At 72.8% G+C, this 17,853-nt stretch carries 15 protein-coding genes; 7 read left to right on the top strand and 8 right to left on the bottom strand.

Translation table 11 applies throughout. The features are described from left to right. Positions 1 to 185 precede the first annotated feature (185 nt). Positions 186 to 563 (bottom strand): GntR family transcriptional regulator, encoded by a 378-nt coding sequence (locus ACFV8T_RS10590; RefSeq protein ID WP_385326366.1) that lies wholly within the window; start codon positions 561 to 563, stop codon positions 186 to 188. 80 nt (positions 564 to 643) lie between these two features. Here ACFV8T_RS10590 and ACFV8T_RS10585 point away from each other — a divergent pair, with 80 nt between their 5' ends. The 3 genes from ACFV8T_RS10585 (at position 644) to ACFV8T_RS10575 (ending at position 3,146) form a co-directional block, all read left to right on the top strand. Further along, positions 644 to 1,564, top strand: a complete 921-nt coding sequence (locus tag ACFV8T_RS10585) for a GNAT family N-acetyltransferase (protein ID WP_385326365.1) — start codon at positions 644 to 646, stop codon at positions 1,562 to 1,564. Further along, positions 1,545 to 2,039, top strand: coding sequence for a DUF402 domain-containing protein (locus ACFV8T_RS10580; protein WP_385326363.1), 495 nt, complete (start codon positions 1,545 to 1,547; stop codon positions 2,037 to 2,039). The genes ACFV8T_RS10585 and ACFV8T_RS10580 overlap by 20 nt, the downstream gene beginning before the upstream one ends. A gap of 297 nt (positions 2,040 to 2,336) precedes the next feature. Further along, entirely contained in the window at positions 2,337 to 3,146 is an 810-nt protein-coding gene (locus ACFV8T_RS10575) for a GntR family transcriptional regulator (protein ID WP_385326361.1), read from the top strand. A gap of 72 nt (positions 3,147 to 3,218) precedes the next feature. Here the strand turns inward: ACFV8T_RS10575 and ACFV8T_RS10570 are convergent, their stop codons facing one another. The 4 genes from ACFV8T_RS10570 to ACFV8T_RS10555 all read right to left on the bottom strand — a co-directional run bounded on the left by ACFV8T_RS10570 (position 3,219) and on the right by ACFV8T_RS10555 (position 10,484). Further along, positions 3,219 to 4,775 carry a trifunctional class I SAM-dependent methyltransferase/NUDIX hydrolase/VOC family protein gene (locus ACFV8T_RS10570; RefSeq protein ID WP_385326359.1) on the bottom strand — a complete coding sequence of 519 codons (1,557 nt, stop codon included), beginning with the start codon at positions 4,773 to 4,775 and terminating at the stop codon, positions 3,219 to 3,221. A 128-nt stretch (positions 4,776 to 4,903) separates the two neighbouring features. Further along, positions 4,904 to 5,797, bottom strand: a complete 894-nt coding sequence (locus tag ACFV8T_RS10565; protein WP_385326357.1) for an esterase/lipase family protein — start codon at positions 5,795 to 5,797, stop codon at positions 4,904 to 4,906. 206 nt (positions 5,798 to 6,003) lie between these two features. Continuing rightward, positions 6,004 to 7,011 (bottom strand): hypothetical protein, encoded by a 1,008-nt coding sequence (locus ACFV8T_RS10560; RefSeq protein ID WP_385326356.1) that lies wholly within the window; start codon positions 7,009 to 7,011, stop codon positions 6,004 to 6,006. Then, a complete protein-coding gene (locus ACFV8T_RS10555) occupies positions 7,008 to 10,484 on the bottom strand; it encodes a DNA polymerase III subunit alpha (protein ID WP_385326354.1) in 3,477 nt (1,158 codons plus the stop codon). Before ACFV8T_RS10555 ends, ACFV8T_RS10560 begins: the two co-directional genes overlap by 4 nt. Before the next feature lie 190 nt (positions 10,485 to 10,674). Here ACFV8T_RS10555 and ACFV8T_RS10550 point away from each other — a divergent pair, with 190 nt between their 5' ends. After that, on the top strand, positions 10,675 to 11,712 hold the full coding sequence (locus ACFV8T_RS10550; RefSeq protein WP_385326352.1) for a DUF3533 domain-containing protein: 1,038 nt from the start codon (positions 10,675 to 10,677) through the stop codon (positions 11,710 to 11,712). Positions 11,713 to 11,730: 18 nt separating this feature from the next. Here ACFV8T_RS10550 and ACFV8T_RS10545 read toward each other — a convergent pair whose 3' ends face one another. Together ACFV8T_RS10545 and ACFV8T_RS10540 are read right to left on the bottom strand one after the other, a co-directional pair. Beyond that, a complete protein-coding gene (locus ACFV8T_RS10545; protein WP_385326351.1) occupies positions 11,731 to 12,849 on the bottom strand; it encodes a hypothetical protein in 1,119 nt (372 codons plus the stop codon). A gap of 183 nt (positions 12,850 to 13,032) precedes the next feature. Continuing rightward, positions 13,033 to 13,233, bottom strand: coding sequence for a hypothetical protein (locus tag ACFV8T_RS10540; protein ID WP_385326349.1), 201 nt, complete (start codon positions 13,231 to 13,233; stop codon positions 13,033 to 13,035). A 15-nt stretch (positions 13,234 to 13,248) separates the two neighbouring features. Here ACFV8T_RS10540 and ACFV8T_RS10535 point away from each other — a divergent pair, with 15 nt between their 5' ends. Beyond that, entirely contained in the window at positions 13,249 to 14,514 is a 1,266-nt protein-coding gene (locus tag ACFV8T_RS10535; protein WP_385326347.1) for a VWA-like domain-containing protein, read from the top strand. A gap of 173 nt (positions 14,515 to 14,687) precedes the next feature. Here the strand turns inward: ACFV8T_RS10535 and ACFV8T_RS10530 are convergent, their stop codons facing one another. Next, positions 14,688 to 15,695, bottom strand: coding sequence for a LysR family transcriptional regulator (locus ACFV8T_RS10530; protein WP_385326345.1), 1,008 nt, complete (start codon positions 15,693 to 15,695; stop codon positions 14,688 to 14,690). A 217-nt stretch (positions 15,696 to 15,912) separates the two neighbouring features. Here ACFV8T_RS10530 and ACFV8T_RS10525 point away from each other — a divergent pair, with 217 nt between their 5' ends. After that, positions 15,913 to 16,704, top strand: a complete 792-nt coding sequence (locus tag ACFV8T_RS10525; RefSeq protein ID WP_385326344.1) for a hypothetical protein — start codon at positions 15,913 to 15,915, stop codon at positions 16,702 to 16,704. 159 nt (positions 16,705 to 16,863) lie between these two features. Next, on the top strand, positions 16,864 to 17,739 hold the full coding sequence (locus ACFV8T_RS10520; protein WP_266421372.1) for an alpha/beta fold hydrolase: 876 nt from the start codon (positions 16,864 to 16,866) through the stop codon (positions 17,737 to 17,739). The last annotated feature ends 114 nt before the right edge of the window (positions 17,740 to 17,853 follow it).

Below are 17,853 nucleotides of genomic sequence, written 5' to 3'. Positions count from 1 at the left end.
GGGTGGGGGGGTGTGGGGTAGAGGGGGGGGGGGGGGGGGAGGGGGGGGGGGGGGGAGGGGAGGGAGAGGGGGGGGGGGGGGTGGGGGGGGGGGGGCCCTCCGGTGGGGGGCCCCCCCGACAGGCTCTGAGCCCCGCGGCCGCATCCCCGAGCCCCGCGGCCCCGCCCCACCGCCCCGTCCCCGGCTCACCCGGCCCCGTACGCCGCCCGTACCGCGTCCTGTACCAGGGACAGCGCCTCGGACCGGGACAGGCCCAGCCGCCGCGCCTGCTCCGCGTACTCCTGTGCCGCGGCCGCCGCATGACGGTCCGCCGCGTCGCCGGCGGCGGCGACGAACGTGCCGTTGCGCCCACGGGTCTCGATCACCCCGTCGGCCTCCAGCGCGCGGTACGCCTTCGCGACGGTGTTCGCGGCGAGGCCCAGCTCCTCGGCGAAGCCGCGTACCGTCGGAAGTCTGAAACCGACGGGCAGCGCGCCGGAGCGGGCCAGTTCGGAGATCTGCGTGCGCAGTTGCTCGTACGGGGCGGTACCGGCATCCGGATCAAGGGCGATCTTCAGGGTCACGCCCCGATTCTCCCCCACGTCCGCCCCACCGCCGGAAATTCGGGGGCGTCCGGTGGCGGCCCACGCGTAACGTCCGGCCCATGACTGTCATCGTTCGCGACTTCCTCCCCGCCGACGCGGAGGACTGGGTACGGGTCCGGCGTGCCGCCCTGCCCTTCATCGTGACGACGCCCGAGTGCGTCACCTTCGAACTGGCCTCGGCCCACCCGGACAAGCGCGCCCGGCTGCTGGTCGCCGAGGAGGACGGGGAGCTCATCGGGACCGCGCAGGTCGGCCTCGTCCACGACAGCCCCGAACCCGGACAGGGGTTCTGCAACACGTACACGCATCCGGAGCGCACCGGGCGCGGGGCGGGTGCGCTGCTGCTGCGCACGGCCGAGGAGTACCTGGCGAGGGAGGGCGCGACGGCGATCTACACCTGGGTGCTCGCCACCCCGTCGAACCTGGCCTTCGCCGAGAAGCGCGGCTATGCGTCGAGCCGCCCGGCGCACTTCCTCCACCTCGACCTGGCCGGCGGATCGCTGCCGCCCCGTCAGGAGCTCCCGCCGGGCGTCGAGCTGCGTACCGCCGCGGACTTCGCGGACGACCCGCGCCCGCTCTTCGAGGCGGACGCCGAGACCACGGCCGACGAGCCGAGCGACACCCCGATGGAACTGACCGACTACGAGGACTGGCTCAATCACACCTGGCGCGCCCCCGCGCTCGACCACGAGCTCACCTCGGTCGCGGTGGTGGACGGGGAAGTGGCGGCCTTCAGCGCCGCGGAGACCGATGGCCTGACCCGGTACATGTCCGGGATGACCGGCACCCGCCGGGCGTACCGCAACCGGGGCCTGGCCAAGCTCGCCAAGAACGACTCGCTGCACCGGGCGCGCGCCGCCGGGTACACGGACGCGTACACCGGCAACGACGCGGACAACGGCCCGATGCTGGCGGTCAATCGATGGTTCGGCTACGAGATCTGTGCCACGGAGGTGCGCCATGTCCGCAGGCTCGGCTGAGACCGCGCTGGTGGTCGCCCTGGTGAAGGCCGGGCGGACCAAGATCCGCTACCCCGCGGACGTGGTCCGCGACGACGGGGTCCGGGTGACGGTGCGTGCGCCGTGGGCGGCGCCCGGGGTCCGTGACTTCGGCTTCGTACGGTTCGAGCCGGGCGATGTCTTCACCGAGCACTACTGGCGCGACCGCTGGTTCGCCGTGAAGGAGGTCCGTACCGGCGCGGGCGGGCTCAAGGGCTGGTACTGCGACATCACCCGTCCTGCGGTACTGCGGGACGGGGAGCTCCTGGTGGAGGACCTGGACCTCGATCTGTGGGTGTCGGCGGACGGCTCGTCCATACTGCGGCTGGACGAGGACGAGTTCGAGGAGAGCGGTCTCGCCGGACGCGATCCGGCGGCGGCCGGTGCGGCGCGCCGGGCACTGGACGAGCTGGAACACCTGGCCCGCACGGAAGGCCTCGCGGCCCTGCTGGTCTGACCTCGCGGAGGTGGATGTCCCGTGCCCGCAGCTCCAGGGCGGGGTCGCGGAAGTTCAGCAGGGCACGGGGGACCTCACGGGTGCTGGGGGACGGTCCGGATGTCTCCGCCGTCGTCCGTGCCGGGACTCCGCGGCGGACATCCGGAGGAGACATCCAGATGTGCAGATGTCTCAGGTACGGGGGTCCGGCCCCGCGAATGGCCTGCACATGAACACCGGCGGAACGGCCCCGGTGCGGTGCCCGCCCGGGTGGGCACCCGGCCCCTGCCGGGGCGCGAAGGTTCGTACTATCCAGGGGTGTCGAACCACCGAAGGACCAGTCCGCGCTATCTCCAGTTGGCCCGCCTCATCCAGGAACGCATCGACGCCGGGGAGTTCCCGGCCGGCTCCCGGCTGCCGAGCGAACCCGAGATGTGTGCCGAGTTCGGCGTCAACCGCCTGACCGTCCGCGAGGCCGTCGCGGAACTGGATCGGGCCGCCGCCATCGAGATCCGCCGGGGCATCGGGACCTTCGTACGCCTGCCCGTCGCCCGGGTGTCGATCACGGTCGACCCCCGCAGTCAGCGGTTCGACATGGGCAGCACACATGCCTCACTGCCCGGCTCCACCGCCGAACGGGGCCTGGACGTCCAGGAGACGATCACCGCCGTCCTGCCGGCGGGGGCCACCGCGGCCGACGAGGAGGCGGCGCGCCATCTGGGCCGGCCCGCCGGTGTCCTCGCCCGGGTGGAGACGGTGTTCTCCAGCGGCTCGGAGTGCTGGGGCATCAGCAGCTACTGGATACCCCGCGCCCTGCTGCCCCGGGAACTCACGGCCCCCGGACCGGTGGAGAACCTGGTCCGCGCGCTGGCCGACAGCGCCGGCATCACCCTGGAGTACGACTGGCGCGCCTTCAGCGCGATCGGGGCCGACATCGGGGACGCCGACCTTCTGGGCGTACCGGCCGGAAGTCCGCTGCTCGTCCGCGAGGGCGTCAGCTGCACGCCCGACGGCGAACCGGTGCTCCATGTCCGTCGGCGCATCCAGGGGGAACGCGCCCGCTTCGTCCTGCACTTCCGCGAGCCCGGACCGGATCCCCGCCCCGGGCCGCACGACGCGCACAGCTGACGGGCGACGCGTCCGACCGGCCCGGCCAACACGTCCGACGGGCCGGAGAGAACGGGGCCGCGCCGCCCGTGGTCAGTACGCCCGGTCCCGGCGCCACTCCCACACATCGGCGTACGGCGCCGGTTCCTCCGGCGCCGGGCGGGCCTGCCGGACTCCGGCGACCAGCTCCACCTCGTACCCCGCGGCGTCCTCCAGATAGGCGGCGATGTGCCCGTCGCCGCCCGCGTGCGGGTAGCGGTCCTCGAAGAGCGGCCGCCAGCCGTGCGCCGGGGCCCTTGCCACCAGTCCGTCGAGGGTGGCCCGGTCCCGGACGTGGAACGCGAGGTGGTTGAGCCCGGGGCGGCGCCGGTCGTGCGGCCCCGGAGTCAGATCGGGCGACTGCTCGACCACCACGTAGCTGTCGCCGCGCCGCCAGCTACGCCCGTGTTCCCAGCGCTGGTACGGGACATGGCCCAGCTCGCCGAGCAGCCAGCCCCACCCCTGCTCGGCCACCGCCAGATCGGGCACCCACAGCTCGATGTGATGCACCGCGCCGGTGCCGGCCCCGCCGGCCGGCAGCGGGACGGCGCGGCGGACGCCGTGCGGCTGGTACGCCACGGTGTCGCCGTCCTCGTGCCAGTGGATGAGGAAGTGCTCCCCCGCCCGGTAACCGTCCAGCCCCGCCCGGCAGTAGGCGACGATGTCGTCCGGGAGGGCGTCCAGCGGGAACCAGGCCAGCTCGGAGCACTTCTCCGGCTCACGGTTGTACGGCTCGCGGCCGGGGTCGTACTCCGCCTCGAAGAACCAGCCGGTCCTGGGCCTGCCGCCGGGACCGCGGTGCTGCATGACCAGGGCGACCCGCAGCTCGTCCGGGCCGAGTTCGACGCCGATCTCCTCGGCGGCCTCCCGGATCATCGCCTCGCGGACGTCCTCGCCGTCCTCGACATGTCCGGACGGGCCGTTGAACAGCCCGTCCGCGTACCCCGTACCGGCCCGGCGGGCGAGCAGGACCTCGGGGCCGCGGCGGAGGATCAGATGCACATCGACGACCTCGGTGTGCCGGTGCGGCGGTTGGGCGCGGGCCACCAGGGCGTAGCGCTCGTCGTCGACCCGCTTGCCCCACAGGTTCGGATCGTCGGAGAGCCGCTCGTGGTGGATGCGTTCGGTGAGTTCCGAGAGCAGTCCGGTCAGCCGCTCGGCACAGAGACCGACGCCGCCCCGGACGCCTTCGACCAGGATCAGCCGGCCGCCCGGCCGCAGCAGGGTGAACCAGTGGCGCAGGGCCGCCGCCGGGTCGGGCAGCAGCCACACCACATGTCTGGCCATGATCACGTCGAACCGCTGATTGCCGACCGGCGGCCGGGCCGCGTCGCCGGTGAACACCGCGGTGCCCGTCCCGGCGAGCTTGGCCCGTGCCTGCTCCACCATGCGCGGGGAGCGGTCGACGGCGGTGACCCGGTGCCCCTGCCCGGCGACGAGCAGGGCCAGGCTCCCGGTGCCGCACCCCAGGTCGAGCACCTCGGAGCGCTCGCCGGGCAGCCAGCTCTCCAACCGCTGCGCCCAGGCGTGCCGGACCACCGGGTCGAGCAGCCCGTGGTCGGGTTCCTCGTCGAAGGAGTCGGCTGCGGAATCCCAGTCGATCGTCGTCATGGGTAGATCGTGCCAGCCACCACCGACAGCCGTGCCGCTCCGTACGAGGGATCATCGGTACGAGGGACCCGGCGGGCACGAGGGGTCCCTCGGCCGGGATGCCCGGACCCCTCGTACCGCCGCTTCCCCTATCCGACGGCCGAGGCGCAGGTGGTGGGGGTGGCGTGCGCCGGGTCCAGGGCGTTCGCCACCTCGTGGTAGGCGATCCGGTCGACGGTGCCGATCGCCACGTGCTCGGAGAAGTCGACCGGGCACAGGTCCTGGAGCAGGACGTTGTGCACGTCCGGGCCGTCCAGGAACTGCGTGCGGTACGGGGTCACGACCTCGTCGTACCTGGTCGCGATGACGGTGTAGTGCACTCCGGGCACGGTGTCGGGGACCGAGTTGAGCTTGGTGATGAACGGGGAGCCCGCCACCTGGTCGGCGAGACCGGGTGTGTTGGCGTTCAGCAGGTCCGCCGCTCCCGGGAAGTACGGCAGCAGCTTCGTCAGACCGAGCAGGGTGGTGCCGTGGTTGTCGGGGGCGAGCCCGATCATGGCGTTCACCTCGGCGGCCCCGCCGAGGAACTTCAGGTAGTAGTTCGGCATCATGCCGCCCTGGGAGTGGCCCACGAGGTCGGCCTTGCCGGCGCCGGTGGCGGCGAGCACCTTGTCGACGAACGAGGCGAGCTGTCCGGCCGACTTGTCGACCGGGCCGAGGCCGTTGAAGACCGGCACACCGGGCAGTTGCCCGTAGTCGAGCGAGTAGACGCAGTAGCCCCGGTCGACGAGGTAGGGGGCGAGGACCAGCCAGTTGTCGATCGAGTTCCCGAAGGTTCCATGGACCAGGACGACGGGGCGGGGATGGGCTGCGGACGGCTTGCAGGAGTAGTCGTTCCAGCCACGGGAGGTGGCCGTGGCGGCGGTGGGGGTGGCTGCAGCGGCAGCGGCCGTGGGGGTGGCGACTGCGGCGACGGCGAGGAGCAGTGCGGTGAGGGTCCTCCGCGCACGTGGGGCACGCGGCGCACGTGTCCAGGGCAGCATCGTGTGGTCTCCTTGCGGCTCAAGGGAGTTGCGATGTCTGTACATCCTGCGGCCCGGACCACAAGTTCCGACTGCTGATTCTTCCGTGTTCCCGGGTCAAATTACGCGTGAGTAGGCCGGCGTGGGAAGTTACGCGTCGGTAAAAAGTGACGGTCCATCAATCGGGCGAGGCCGGAGGCGAGATCGGGGCGTGGCCAGGAGCGTGGTCAGGCCGCGAGCCGCCCCGGCATCACGGCCCGTGGGCCGTACCTGGCCCGCAGCCGGTCCGCCACCGCCTCGATCCGGCGCGCCCGCTCGTCCACCGGGTCGAAGGACAGCTGGTGCGTGGCCCGCTGACGGTCCGTCAGCCCCTCGGCGCGCAGCCCGATCCCCCGCACCCGGGCCCGTTGCAGGGCGAACGAGTCATGGATCCGGTACGCGAGGGCGGTGAGCGCCGCGGAGTGGGCGGTGGGCTCCCGGAGTGTACGGCTGCGGGTCAGCGTCGAGTATCCGGTGCGGTCGGCGTAGCGCACGGAGACCGCGAGGCCGCGGCAGACCTGCCCGTCCCCGCGCATCCTGGCCCCCAGCTCCTCGGTGAGCGACATGAGTGCACGGCGCTGCCGTTCCCGGTCCAGCTCGTCGCGCGGGAAGGACCGTTCGGCGGCGATCGACCGGGGGGCGGCGCCCGGCGCGACCGCCGTGCGGTCGATGCCGCGCGCCCGCTCCCACAGTTCGCGGCCGGTCCGTACGCCGGTGATCCGCTGGAGGGTGCCGAGCGGGGCTGCCGCGATCCGGCCGACGGAGTCGAGCCCGTACCCGCACAGGGTGCGGGCCGTCGCCGCCCCGACGCCGTCCAGGGCCGCGGCCGGCCGGTCCGCGAGGAACTCCGCTCCCCCGCCCCCGGGCACCACGAAGGTCGTCCCGGGCGCGGCCTGCCGTGCCGCCGTCCGGGCCAGCATCGGGTTCTCCGCCGCCCCGATCGCGCAGTCCACGCCGTGCAGGGCGAGCGCGCGGATCCGGATCACCGAGGCCAGCCCCCTCACGTCCTGCCCGAAGTAGCGCAGCGCGCCGCGCACATCGGCGAGCGCCCCGTCGGGCGGGACCGCCTCGACCACCGGGGTGAACGCGCCGAGCAGGGCGAGCAGCCCCTCGTAACCGGCGCTGTCCGGGAGGCCGCCGCCGAGCTTGCGGAACCGCAGGTACAGGATTCCCGGCGCATCGGGTGCGGTGCTCATCCCGCGCTCCCCGGGCTCTGGTGCCACAGCTTCCTGCCGGTGGCGATGCCTTCGCCGGGCGGCTGGAGGTCGGACCAGGGGTTCATCTCGTACCCCGTCGGCAGCTGGATGCGGCGCCCGCCGTCACCGTCACCGGACGGGGGCTCCTCGGACGGGGGTTCCGCCGCCAGCCGGTCCGCGACCGCGTCGAGTCCGCCGGTACGCCGCAGTTCGGCCAGTTCCGCCAGGTTCCAGGCGGCCGCGCCGACCACGCTCAGGCTCCGCGGTCCGCGTCGCTGCACCACTCCGCGCACCAGCAGCAGCCAGGAGTGGAAGACGGTGTGCGCGCAGGCGGCGTGGCTGTCGTCGAAGAAGGCCAGGTCGACCAGGCCCGTACCGTCGTCCAGGGTGGTGAAGACGACCCGGCGGCCGGAGCGGACCGGCGGGGTCTGGGTGGCCGCCTTGGCGCCCGCGACCAGCACGGTGTCCCCGTGCCGTGCCTCGCGCAGCCGCTTAGCGGAGACCGCGCCGAGCTCCTTCAGGAAGGCGTGGTGATCGTCCATCAGATGGCGGGAGACATCCATGCTCAGGACGCCCAGCTCGGCGCTGAGCCGTTCCGCTTCGTTGAGGTCGGGCAGACCGATGGAGCCGGTCCGGTGCCCGCCGCCGAGGGGGAGCTGCGCGCCGGAGGTGCCGGAGCCCGCACCCCGCTGGGCGCGGTGCAGTTCGGACAGGTGCAGCAGCAGATCGCGCCGGTTGGTGCCGAACGCGTCCAACGCGCCCACCCGGGCCAGTCGTTCGGCGGCCGGCCTGCCCGGCCTGGCCCGCTGCCAGAAGTCCAGCAGCGAGGTGTAGGGCTGCCCGGCCTCGATCCGGGCGACCTCGGCCCCGCTGATGCCATGGACGTCCGAGAGCGCGAGCCGCACCCCCCACATACCCTTCCCTCCTCCATCATCAGACACCAGTTCGATTCGATGGGCGGCCGCCGACCGGTTCACGTCCAGCGCCAGCACCGGCACCCCGCGCCGCCGCGCGTCCGCGAGCAGCAGCCGCTTCGGGTACATCCCGGGGTCATGGGTGAGCAGCCCGGCGTAGAAGGCCGCCGGGTGGTGCGCCTTGAGCCACGCCGACTGGTACGTCGGCACGGCGAAGGCGACCGCGTGCGCCTTGCAGAAGCCGTAACTGCCGAACGCCTCGATGATCTCCCAGGTCCGGGCGATCACTTCGGCGCCGTACTTCCTCTCCGCCGCCCGCTGCGCGAACCACACCTTGATCCGCCCCTGCGAGTCGGGGTCGGAGAGCCCGCGCCGGACCCGGTCGGCCTCGTCCCGGCCGCAGCCGGTCATGATGTCGACCATCTCGATGATCTGCTCGTGGAAGACGACCACTCCGTACGTCTCGCGCAGCGGCCCTTCCAGATCGGGGTGCGGATAGCGCACGGGGGCCCGGCCGTGCCGGGCCTCGATGAACGGCCGCACCATGTCGGCGGCGACCGGCCCGGGGCGGAACAGCGAGATGTCGACCACCAGATCGTGGAAACCGGCCGGCTGGAGCCTGCCGACCAGATCGCGCTGGCCCGGCGACTCGACCTGGAAGCAGCCCAGCGTCTCGGCGCTCCTGATCATCCGGTACGTCTCCGGGTCGTCCGGCGGCACGGCGTCCAGGTCCACGTCCTGCCCCGAGGCCCGACCGATCTCCGTGACCGCGTGCGCCATCGCCGACTGCATCCGCACACCCAGCACATCGAGCTTGAGCAGCCCCAGGTCCTCCACGTCCTCCTTGTCGAACTGCACCATCGGGAAGCCGTCGCCGCTGGTGGGCACGGTGGGCGTACGGCGCAGCAGGGAGGCGTCCGAGAGGAGCACCCCGCACGGGTGCATGGCGATACCGCGCGGCAGCCCGTCCAGCGCCTCCACCAGCTCCCAGAGCCGCCCGTACCGGTCCTTCTCCCGTGCCACTTCACGCAGTTCGGGCAGTTCCTCCATGGCCGCGCGGGCGTCGCGGGCCCGGATGTGCGGGAAGGCCTTGGCGAGCCGGTCGGTCTCGGCCGGGTTCATGGAGAGCGCGGCGCCCACGTCCCGGATGGCGTGGCGCACCCGGTAGGTCTCGGGCATGGCGACGGTCGCGACCCGTTCGGTGCCGAAGCGTCCGATGATCGCGCGGTAGACGTCGAGCCTGCGGGCGGATTCCACGTCGATGTCGATGTCGGGCAGCACGAAGCGGCGCCTGGAGAGGAAGCGCTCCATCAGCAGCCCGTGCTCGACCGGGTCGGCGTGCGCGATCCCGAGGAGATGGTTGACCAGGGAGCCCGCACCGGAGCCCCGGGCGGCGACCCGTACCTCCATCGCCCTTATGTCATCCACGACCTGAGCGACCGTCAGGAAGTAGGAGGCGAAACCGTGGTAGGCGATGATGTCCAGCTCCTGGTGCATCCGCTCCCAGTAGTCGCGCCTGCGGTCGTAGCCGCGCAGCACCATGCCGGCGGCGGCACGGGAGGCCAGCACCCGCTGGGCGGTGCGCCGCCCGGCGCCGACGAGCTCCGGTTCGGGGAAGTGGACGGCGCCGAGGCCGAGGTCGCCCTCGGGGTCGACGACACAGGCGTCGGCGGTGCGCCGGGTCTCCGCGAGCAGCCGCTCCCCGGCGTCCCGGCCGAGACCGGCGGCCGAGGCGATCCGCCCGGCGGTCTCCGCCATCGCGCGGGCGTCCTTCAGCCAGCGCTCCCCGCTGTCGAGCGGGGCGCGTCGGGGGTCGACGGGGACCAGCCCGCGGGCCGCGTCGAGCACATCGGCGACCGGGCCCTGCCCCGCGTCGGCGTACCGGACGGCGTTGGTCAGCACGGCCCGTACTCCCTGCTCGGCGGCGAAGCCGACGGTACGGGCGGCGAGCCGCAGCGATCCGGGTCCGGTGCCTTCGCGCCCGTGGTGGACGGCTTCGAGGCGCAGGTCGTCACCGTAGATCTCCCGCCAGCCGGCGAGCAGCGCGGCCGCCCGGTCCGGGCGGCCGGCGGTCAGCGCCCTGCCGACGTCGGAGGCGGGGCCGAGCAGCACGGTGAGCCCTTCGGCGGGCAGCTCGGACCGGCCGACCAGGGGCTGTCCGGCGCCGTCGGGCGCGGGGGCGTGGGCGGCGGTGACGAGACGGCACAATTCCGCCCAGCCCCGGGCCCCGTCCCGGGCGAGGAAGGTGGCCCGGGGCGCGGATTCATCGACGAAGGCGCCACCGCGGACCGGGGTCCGCAGCCGATGCGTACGCCCGCCGTCTCTCGTATGCTCCGCCGCCGAGGGACCCACCGCGAGCTCCACCCCGAAGAGCGGCCGCACCCCGGCGCTCTCGCAGGCCTTGGCGAAGCGGACCGCGCCCGCGAGCGTGTCGCGATCGGTCAGTGCCAGAGCGTCCATCCCCCGCCGGGCGGCGCGCTCCGCCAGCCGCTCCGGATGCGAGGCCCCGTACCTCAGGGAGAACCCGGAAACGGTACGCAGATGCGTGAACCCGGGCACCTGCACCTCCTGAACGATCCGTACTCACCACCCCCCTCGTTCTCCACCATAGACCAAGTTTCGAACATTCGTACGATACCCGGAGCGCGGAACGGTCTCCCGGCCCCGACCGGTGACCGGCAAGGGTTCCGGTCAGCCATTCGGCCCAGCCCCGACTGCACGAACGGCCGACGCCCCGGAACGTGGGGGCATGACTTTCGCTGACGAGGTGAAGAACGCCGTCACTCCACGGGCCGCACTGCTCGTCATCGGTGTGCTCGGACTGCAGCTGCTGTTCATCGCGTCCTACGTCGGGGCGTTGCACAGGCCGAAGCCGACGGACGTACCCTTCGGCGTCGTCGCGCCCCGGCAGATTTCCGCACAGCTCCTCACCGAGCTGAAGAATCTCCCCGGCGGTCCGCTGGACCCCCGCGCGGTCACCGACGCGGCCACCGCCCGCGAGCAGATCCTCGATCGCAGGATCGACGGCGCCCTGATCGTCAGCCCCCGGGGCACGACCGACACCGTGCTGGTCGCCTCCGGCGGCGGCACCTCGCTGGCCACCACCCTGACGAAGATCATCACGGAGGTCGACCGGACCCAGCAGCGCACCGTACGGTCCGTGGACCTGGCCCCGGCCTCCAACCAGGACTTCAACGGGATCTCGTCGTTCTACCTGGTCGTGGGCTGGTGCGTCGGCGGCTACCTCTGCGCCTCGATCCTGGCGATCAGCGCGGGCTCCAAGCCCGCCAACCGTCAGCGCGCGGTGATCCGGACCGGCGTCATGGCGCTGTACTCGATCGTGGGCGGAATCGGCGGCGCGATCATCATCGGCCCGATCCTCGGCGCCCTGCCCGGAAGCTTCTGGGGTCTGTCGGGCCTGGGCGCACTGACCGTCTTCGCGGTCGGCATGATCACCCTCGCCCTCCAGGCCCTCACCGGCATCGTCGGCATCGGCCTGGCCGTCCTGATCGTGGTGATCGCGGGCAACCCGAGCGCCGGCGGCGCCTACCCGCTGCCGATGATCCCGGACTTCTGGCGGGCGATCGGTCCCGCGCTGCCGCCCGGGGCGGGTACCTGGGTCGCGCGCTCGATCGCCTACTTCAAGGGCAACGCGGTCACCGGCCCCCTGCTGGTGCTGTCCGCGTGGGCGGTGGTGGGCACCGCCGTCACGCTCCTGGTCGCCATGCGCCGCACACCGGAGAAACTCAGCGGCGAGCGGCCACCGTTCGGCTCGAATCCCGCCTGACCAGGCCTCGCGGGCACGTCATTTCAGGTGCTGCGCCAGCTTCTCCAGCCGGCCCGCGAGCGAATCCCCCTGGGCCGCGACCTTCGTGGCCTTGCCGGACCAGAAGTCCGGGCTCGTCAGCCGCCCATACCGCACGGCCCAGGCCGCCGCCTCGCGGTCCAGCCGCTCGGCCTTCATCCGCATGTCGGCCTCCGCCGGTGCCGCCAGCACGTTCAGCTCCTCCACCAGGCGTTGGACCTTCCGCACGAGCGGGCTGGTACGCGGGCCGGAGCGGCGGTCCGCACCGGCGGCGGCCCGCCGGTCGGGAGCGTCCGCCGAAGAGCCGCGCCCGGGAGCGACGGGCGCTTGCGCAGGGGCCGTACCGTCCCGCGGGGGCCGCGGCACCGGCCGGTCCACCGCAGGACCGGGAGCCGTCCCCGCAACGGGGCGACGGCTCGTACGCCTCCGCCTCTCCACGCCGGGAACCCGCAGGCCCTCGGGCGTCATCGCGCAGGCGTCGAGCGGCACCCAGTCGGTGCTGCTCCGCGCCTCCTCCGCCCTGATCCGGATACGCCGCTCCACCCCCTCGGTCCCGAAACGGAAGCGGAGTACGTGGCCGAACGTCCCGTACATCTCCGCCATGGTCTCCGGGTGGGCGGAACCCGGCCCGAAAACCCAGTCCAGGCTTGCCGCGTCGCGCTCCAACTCCTCGTGCGCGGAACGCCATTCGGGGTGCGTCAGCCTCCGGAACTGGAAGCGCACCCGCTGCCGGCTGTCACGGACCCGGAAGTCGACGGCGTCACCCGGACCCGTACCCAGATCACGGAGCACGGCCCGCGCGTCGACACCGCTCCTGCGGGCCCAGCGGGTGAGGTCCTGCTTGATGAAGAGGTGGTCCGCACTGTCCGCGCCATTGGCCTTGCGGTGGCAGGAGGTATTCGGTGCGTGGGCGAAGTGGCAGACCTTGTCCACGTAGAGCCGGTCGGACAACTTGTTGCCGCAGCCACCGAGCTGGGTGCCGCACCAGTAGCTGTACGTCGGATGCCGCCGACGCAGCCGCCGGAGCTCGTCGGCCTCTTGCGGCAGAACGATGCCCAGGCCCGATGCGGCGCTCCCGATGACCGCGGTCTGCACCAGCCGACGATCCGATTCGGCCATGGCGCCTCTCCCCCGAATAGTTCACACAATCCGCTCTTTCCTGCACATGCATTGAAGCATGCACGCAGGTCACGACAAAGGTCGATTCGATCCGGACCATGGGCTGACCAGGCGCTCGGTCCTCGCCCGAGCTCCCGGGAACGACAGATGAGGGTGATACCGGCGCGCTCCGGAGCGGACGTCCTAGCTCTCGCCGGACACGGCCGAGACCAATCGGGCGAACGACACGATGACCAACAGGAAATGTCCCGAGAGGGGCACGATCGCCGCCACCTGGAGGACGGCGAACGAGACGCCGCGCTGTTGCCCCGGACGGGACGAACCGCCCCTGACCGTGAGCCGGATCCCCCATACGGCGCCCATCAGCGCAACGAAAGCGGTCACCGCGAAGGCCGGCCGATGACCCCGGACGCGCCGATGGCCCCGGACGCACCGGGAAGACTGGACCTCGACAAGCTCTTCGCCGCCCGGCTGCAAGCCGTCCGGGCCCGCCCCTACTTGGCCACGGCCCTGTTCGCCCTGGGTGTCGTGGAGTCGCGGCGGGTACCGACGATGGCCGTCGACCGGCACTGGCGGTGCTATGTCTCGCCCGGTTTCGTGGACCGGACCCCGGTGGAGGAACTGGCCGGGGTCTGGGTGCACGAGGTGTCGCACCTGCTGCGCGACCACCACGGGCGCAGCGACCGGGTCGCACGGGAGCGCGGGCTGACCGGCCCCGCGGAACGGCTGCGGATGAACATCGCCGCCGACTGCGAGATCAACGACGACGTGTTCGGTGAGGGGCTGGCCCGGCCGGAGGGCGTCGTCGATCCGGCCTTCCTGGGGCTCCCCGAGGGCCGGCTCATGGAGGACTACCTGCGCCGGTTCCGGCTCGGGCCGCATACGCAGGACCTGGCCTGGCTGGACTGCGGCAGTGGCGCCGACGGACTGGAGCGGGAGTGGGACCTGGGGCCGGACGGCGCGCACGGCCTCAGCGAGCAGGAACGGGACGCGGTCCGGTTCCGGGTGGCGCAGGGCATCACCGGCCGTCCGGGGAACGCCTCGAAGGGGTGGAAGCGGTGGGCGGAGGAGGCCTTCCACCCGCCGCAGCCGTGGCGGGAGTTGCTGGGTGCGGCGGTACGTTCGGCCACCTCCGGGTCCGGCGCGGGCGAGGACTACACGTACGGCCGCCCGTCGCGGCGCTCGGCCGGTGTGCCCGGCGCCGTGCTGCCGAGCCTGAGGCGCAGACCGCCCCGGGTCTCCGTGGTCATCGACACGTCCGCTTCGGTCAGTGACACCGAACTGGGCAGCGCGCTCCTGGAGGTTGCCGCGATCTCCCGCGCCGTCGGCGGCCGTCGCGACCTGATCACCGTCCTTCCGTGCGACGCGGCGGCCCGGGTCGCGCATCCGCTGTGCCGTGCCGAGGGAATCCCGCTGGTGGGCGGCGGGGGCACGAATCTGCGCTCGGGCTTCGCCAGGGCCCTCCGGATGCAGCCGCGGCCCGATGTCGTCGTGGTCCTGACCGATGGCCAGACCCCCTGGCCGAGCACACAGCCGCCGTGCCGGACGGTGGTGGGCCTGTTCCCCCGGTCGTGGGACGAGGACGACGATCCCCACTACGTCCCGGGCTCCCCTCCCGAGTGGGCGCGAACGGTCGTCATCGGCGCGGATCCCGGGAGGCGGTGAACCCGCGGCCGACGCCACCGACCGGTCGTACGGGTCCGGTACGGGTGCCGTACGGGACTCGAAGGCCGCGGGGCGCCGGACCGGTGCTGCGGGTCGGTCAGGGCGAGTGGGCAACGCTCGTCGGGCTCGCGCGCGGTTGGCGGACACGCCCTCGCCCTCGCAGGGCAATACGCCTACGGCCTGCCCGGCGTGCGGCGAGAGGGCGAGGGCGGCGGCACCTCGGTGGGATCGTGCAGCGTACGGACGATGATGTCGCCCCTCGTGTGTCCGGCGACGGTCGCCGCCTCGGCGTGGTCACGGGCCGCCTGCTGCAAGGCGTCGGCCACCACCCGGGCGGCCGCGGCGGGGCCGCCGTGGCCGGTGCGGTAGAGCGTCCGTGTGATCTGGCTGCCGGTGACGGGCAGCGTCGTCACCGTCACCTGCTCCAACTGGGCCGCGAAATGCGCCGGCAGGACCGCGGCCCCGAGCTGCCCGGCCAGCAGCGTCTGGACGGCGATCATGTGGTCGGCCAGGTGCTCGACCGACGGCACGACCCCGTGGACGCTCGCGAACCGGGCGAAGGCACGGCCACGAGCGGAGTGCGCGGGGGCGCTGATCCACGGGCGGCCGGAGAGTCCGGCGGCGGCGGTCGGCACGTCCCAGGTGGCCGGAACGACCACGCGGTAGTAGTCCTCGCTCAGCACCTGCGCCCGCACCGAGGGCGGCAGCGGCAGCGCGGTGTCCCGGTCGTCGGTGACGACCAGGACGTCCAGCTCGCCCAGCCGCAGCTGCCGCAGGCCGTCCGGCAGCCCGGCCTCGACGAACCTCGGTTCGACCCGCGGATGCGACCTGGCCAGCAGCCGCAGCGCCCGGACCGCGATCCGGGCAAGCACCCACGACGTGGCCCCGATCGCCACCGGACCCTGGACGGCCTGCTGGTTCACGGAGCCCAACTCCTGTGCCGCGGCGGCGAGCTCCTGACCGATGCGGTCCCCGGTGGCGGCGAGCATCCGGCCGGCCGCGGTGAGTTCCAGCCGTGGGCCCGAACGATCGACCAGCGGCAGGCCCACTTCTCGTTCCAGGCTTGCCAGTTGCTGCGAAACCGCCGACCGCGTATGGCCGAGCACGCGTGCCGCCGGAGCGAGGCCGCCGCTCCGCGCGATCACGCTCAGGACCAGCAGGCGCCTGGGGTCGAGGTCCATGCGCGCCGCCCTCCTCGTGTCAGGGGATGTGCCACGGACTGTACCGACGCACCGCCAGTCCCTCTGTCGAGGGGGGTTAAGCACCGCTGTGCAACGGGGCTGCCTCGCGGCCGTACAGCTGCGAGACTCACCGATATCCCGAGGGCTTCGGCCGGCACCCGCCCTGGCACAGGCATGCCCGAAGCCCGGTCATGTCCCGTTCACAAGGAGGCCGCACATGGCCAGTTCCGTTCCCAAGCGCGTCCGAGTGTCGTCCGCCCCGCGTCCCGGTCGGCCCACTGTCGCGCTGACCGTGGTCTGCGCCCTGCTGGGACTGCCCCTGGTGTCGGCCTGCGGCCCTTCCGCCGACTCGTCCAACGGCCCTGCCGCAACCACTGCCCGGAGCGGACCCTCCGACGGCGGCACCAACGGGAAAAGCGGGAGCAGCGGGAGCAGCAGGAACAGCGGGAACAGCGGGAGCAGCGGGAGCAGCGGGAACAGCAGCAGCTCGTGGGCGCTCAGTGCCCCGCAGGTCGCGGCCGGCTATCCGCAGGGTCAGCCACCGGCGGACATGGTGCGGAGGTTCAACGACGACACCCGGAAGAACGCCGCGCGTCTCGACGTGTCCGGCACACCGGTACGCGCCTATTACGACGACCGGGCGGACGGCGCGTGGATCTTCTACACGGGGGTCACCGGCAACGGCTTCGAGCCCGACCACCTGCACGACATCCTCAACCAGCTCCCGGCGGTCCACGACGACGGCGCCGGCGACCGGACCACCATCAGCGCCATCGACGCCGAGCCAGGCCCGCACGGCGGCCGGGCGATCTGCAACACCGTCCTCCTCCAGACCGACATGCTCGCCACAGCGGTCTCCACCTGCTCCTGGTTCACTCCGACCACCGCCGCCGGCGTCACCCTCATCACCAAGGCCGACGGCACCGGCACCAAACTCGGCTTCACCGCCGCCGATGTCGCCCCGATCATGCGAGCGCTCCGCGCCGAGGTCGAGATCCCGCGACAGTAGCGCCGTCGGCCCGGCACCGGACGGAATGACGAGCACGCCCCCGAACACCTCATGCGGTTTCCCAACGCACCATCCCGGTAAGGGCTCTGATGAGCCATCATCGAATCGGGCAGGAAAAGACGGGCACGCGGTGCCCGCACCTTGCGGAGGAGGCGCCAAGTGCGTAGTCGGGTGCGCGCGGACGACGGGCGGCATCTGGTGGTGGAGCGTCTCGGGGATCCCCGTGGCAGACCGGTCTTCCTGCTGCACGGGATGCCCGGCAGCAGGCTCGGTCCGGCTCCGCGCGGCATGGTCCTCTACCAGCGCAAGACCCAGCTGATCACCTACGACCGGCCGGGCTACGGCGAATCCGACCGGCTGCCGGGCCGCTGCGTCGCCGATGCCGTCCAGGACGTACGGGCCATCGCGGACCATCTCGGTCTCGATCGGTTCGCCGTGGTGGGCCGGTCCGGTGGCGCCCCGCACGCCCTGGCCTGCGCGGCGCTGATGCCGGAGCGGGTGACCCGTACCGCCGCGCTGGTCGGGCTGGCCCCGTGGGGGGCCGACGGTCTCGACTGGTTCGACGGGATGGCCGCCTCCAACGTGCTGGCGTACTCCACCGCGGCGGCCGATCCGGACGGGCTCGCGGAATCGTTCATCTCACGGTCCGCGGTGATCAGGAAGAACCCGGTCCGGCTCATCGACGATCTGCGCCAGGAGCTGACCGAATCCGACCGGCTGGTGGTCAACGACGCCGGGGTCCGCACCATGCTGCTGCGCAACTACCGTGAGGGGCTGCGCACTTCCGCCTGGGGCTGGATCGACGACGCGCTCGCGTTCAGCAATCCGTGGGGGTTCGACCCCGCGGACATCACGGGTCCGGTGATGCTGTGGCACGGCGAGAAGGACGTGTTCTCGCCGGTGGGCCACTCCCGCTGGCTGGCCGAACGCATCCCGAACTCCACCGTCGTGGTGGAACCGGCGGCAGCGCACTTCGACGCCCTGCACGCGCTGCCCAGGATCCTGAACTGGCTGTTGGACCCGCCCGCCCGCTGAGCAACGGGCGGGCGGACCGGGGGGGGGGCGGGGGGGGGGGAGGGGGTCCCCCGGAGGCGCCCTCCTCCCATTTCCCCCCCCCTCTCCACCATAATCTTCCCTTTCGATCCCCCT

This window comes from Streptomyces sp. NPDC059832 (assembly GCF_042731715.1).
In the GTDB taxonomy this organism is placed as follows: Bacteria; Actinomycetota; Actinomycetes; order Streptomycetales; family Streptomycetaceae; genus Streptomyces.
This window is presented reverse-complemented; position numbering and strand designations above follow the sequence as displayed.

Coding starts and splice junctions, on each gene's coding strand:
- ACFV8T_RS10570 (WP_385326359.1), bottom strand. CDS start 4,775: ATGACGACGATCGACTGGGATTCCGCAGCCGACTCCTTCGACGAGGAA.
- ACFV8T_RS10550 (WP_385326352.1), top strand. CDS start 10,675: ATGACTTTCGCTGACGAGGTGAAGAACGCCGTCACTCCACGGGCCGCA.
- ACFV8T_RS10530 (WP_385326345.1), bottom strand. CDS start 15,695: ATGGACCTCGACCCCAGGCGCCTGCTGGTCCTGAGCGTGATCGCGCGG.
- ACFV8T_RS10545 (WP_385326351.1), bottom strand. CDS start 12,849: ATGGCCGAATCGGATCGTCGGCTGGTGCAGACCGCGGTCATCGGGAGC.
- ACFV8T_RS10535 (WP_385326347.1), top strand. CDS start 13,249: ATGACCCCGGACGCGCCGATGGCCCCGGACGCACCGGGAAGACTGGAC.
- ACFV8T_RS10525 (WP_385326344.1), top strand. CDS start 15,913: ATGGCCAGTTCCGTTCCCAAGCGCGTCCGAGTGTCGTCCGCCCCGCGT.
- ACFV8T_RS10560 (WP_385326356.1), bottom strand. CDS start 7,011: ATGAGCACCGCACCCGATGCGCCGGGAATCCTGTACCTGCGGTTCCGC.
- ACFV8T_RS10580 (WP_385326363.1), top strand. CDS start 1,545: ATGTCCGCAGGCTCGGCTGAGACCGCGCTGGTGGTCGCCCTGGTGAAG.
- ACFV8T_RS10565 (WP_385326357.1), bottom strand. CDS start 5,797: ATGCTGCCCTGGACACGTGCGCCGCGTGCCCCACGTGCGCGGAGGACC.
- ACFV8T_RS10585 (WP_385326365.1), top strand. CDS start 644: ATGACTGTCATCGTTCGCGACTTCCTCCCCGCCGACGCGGAGGACTGG.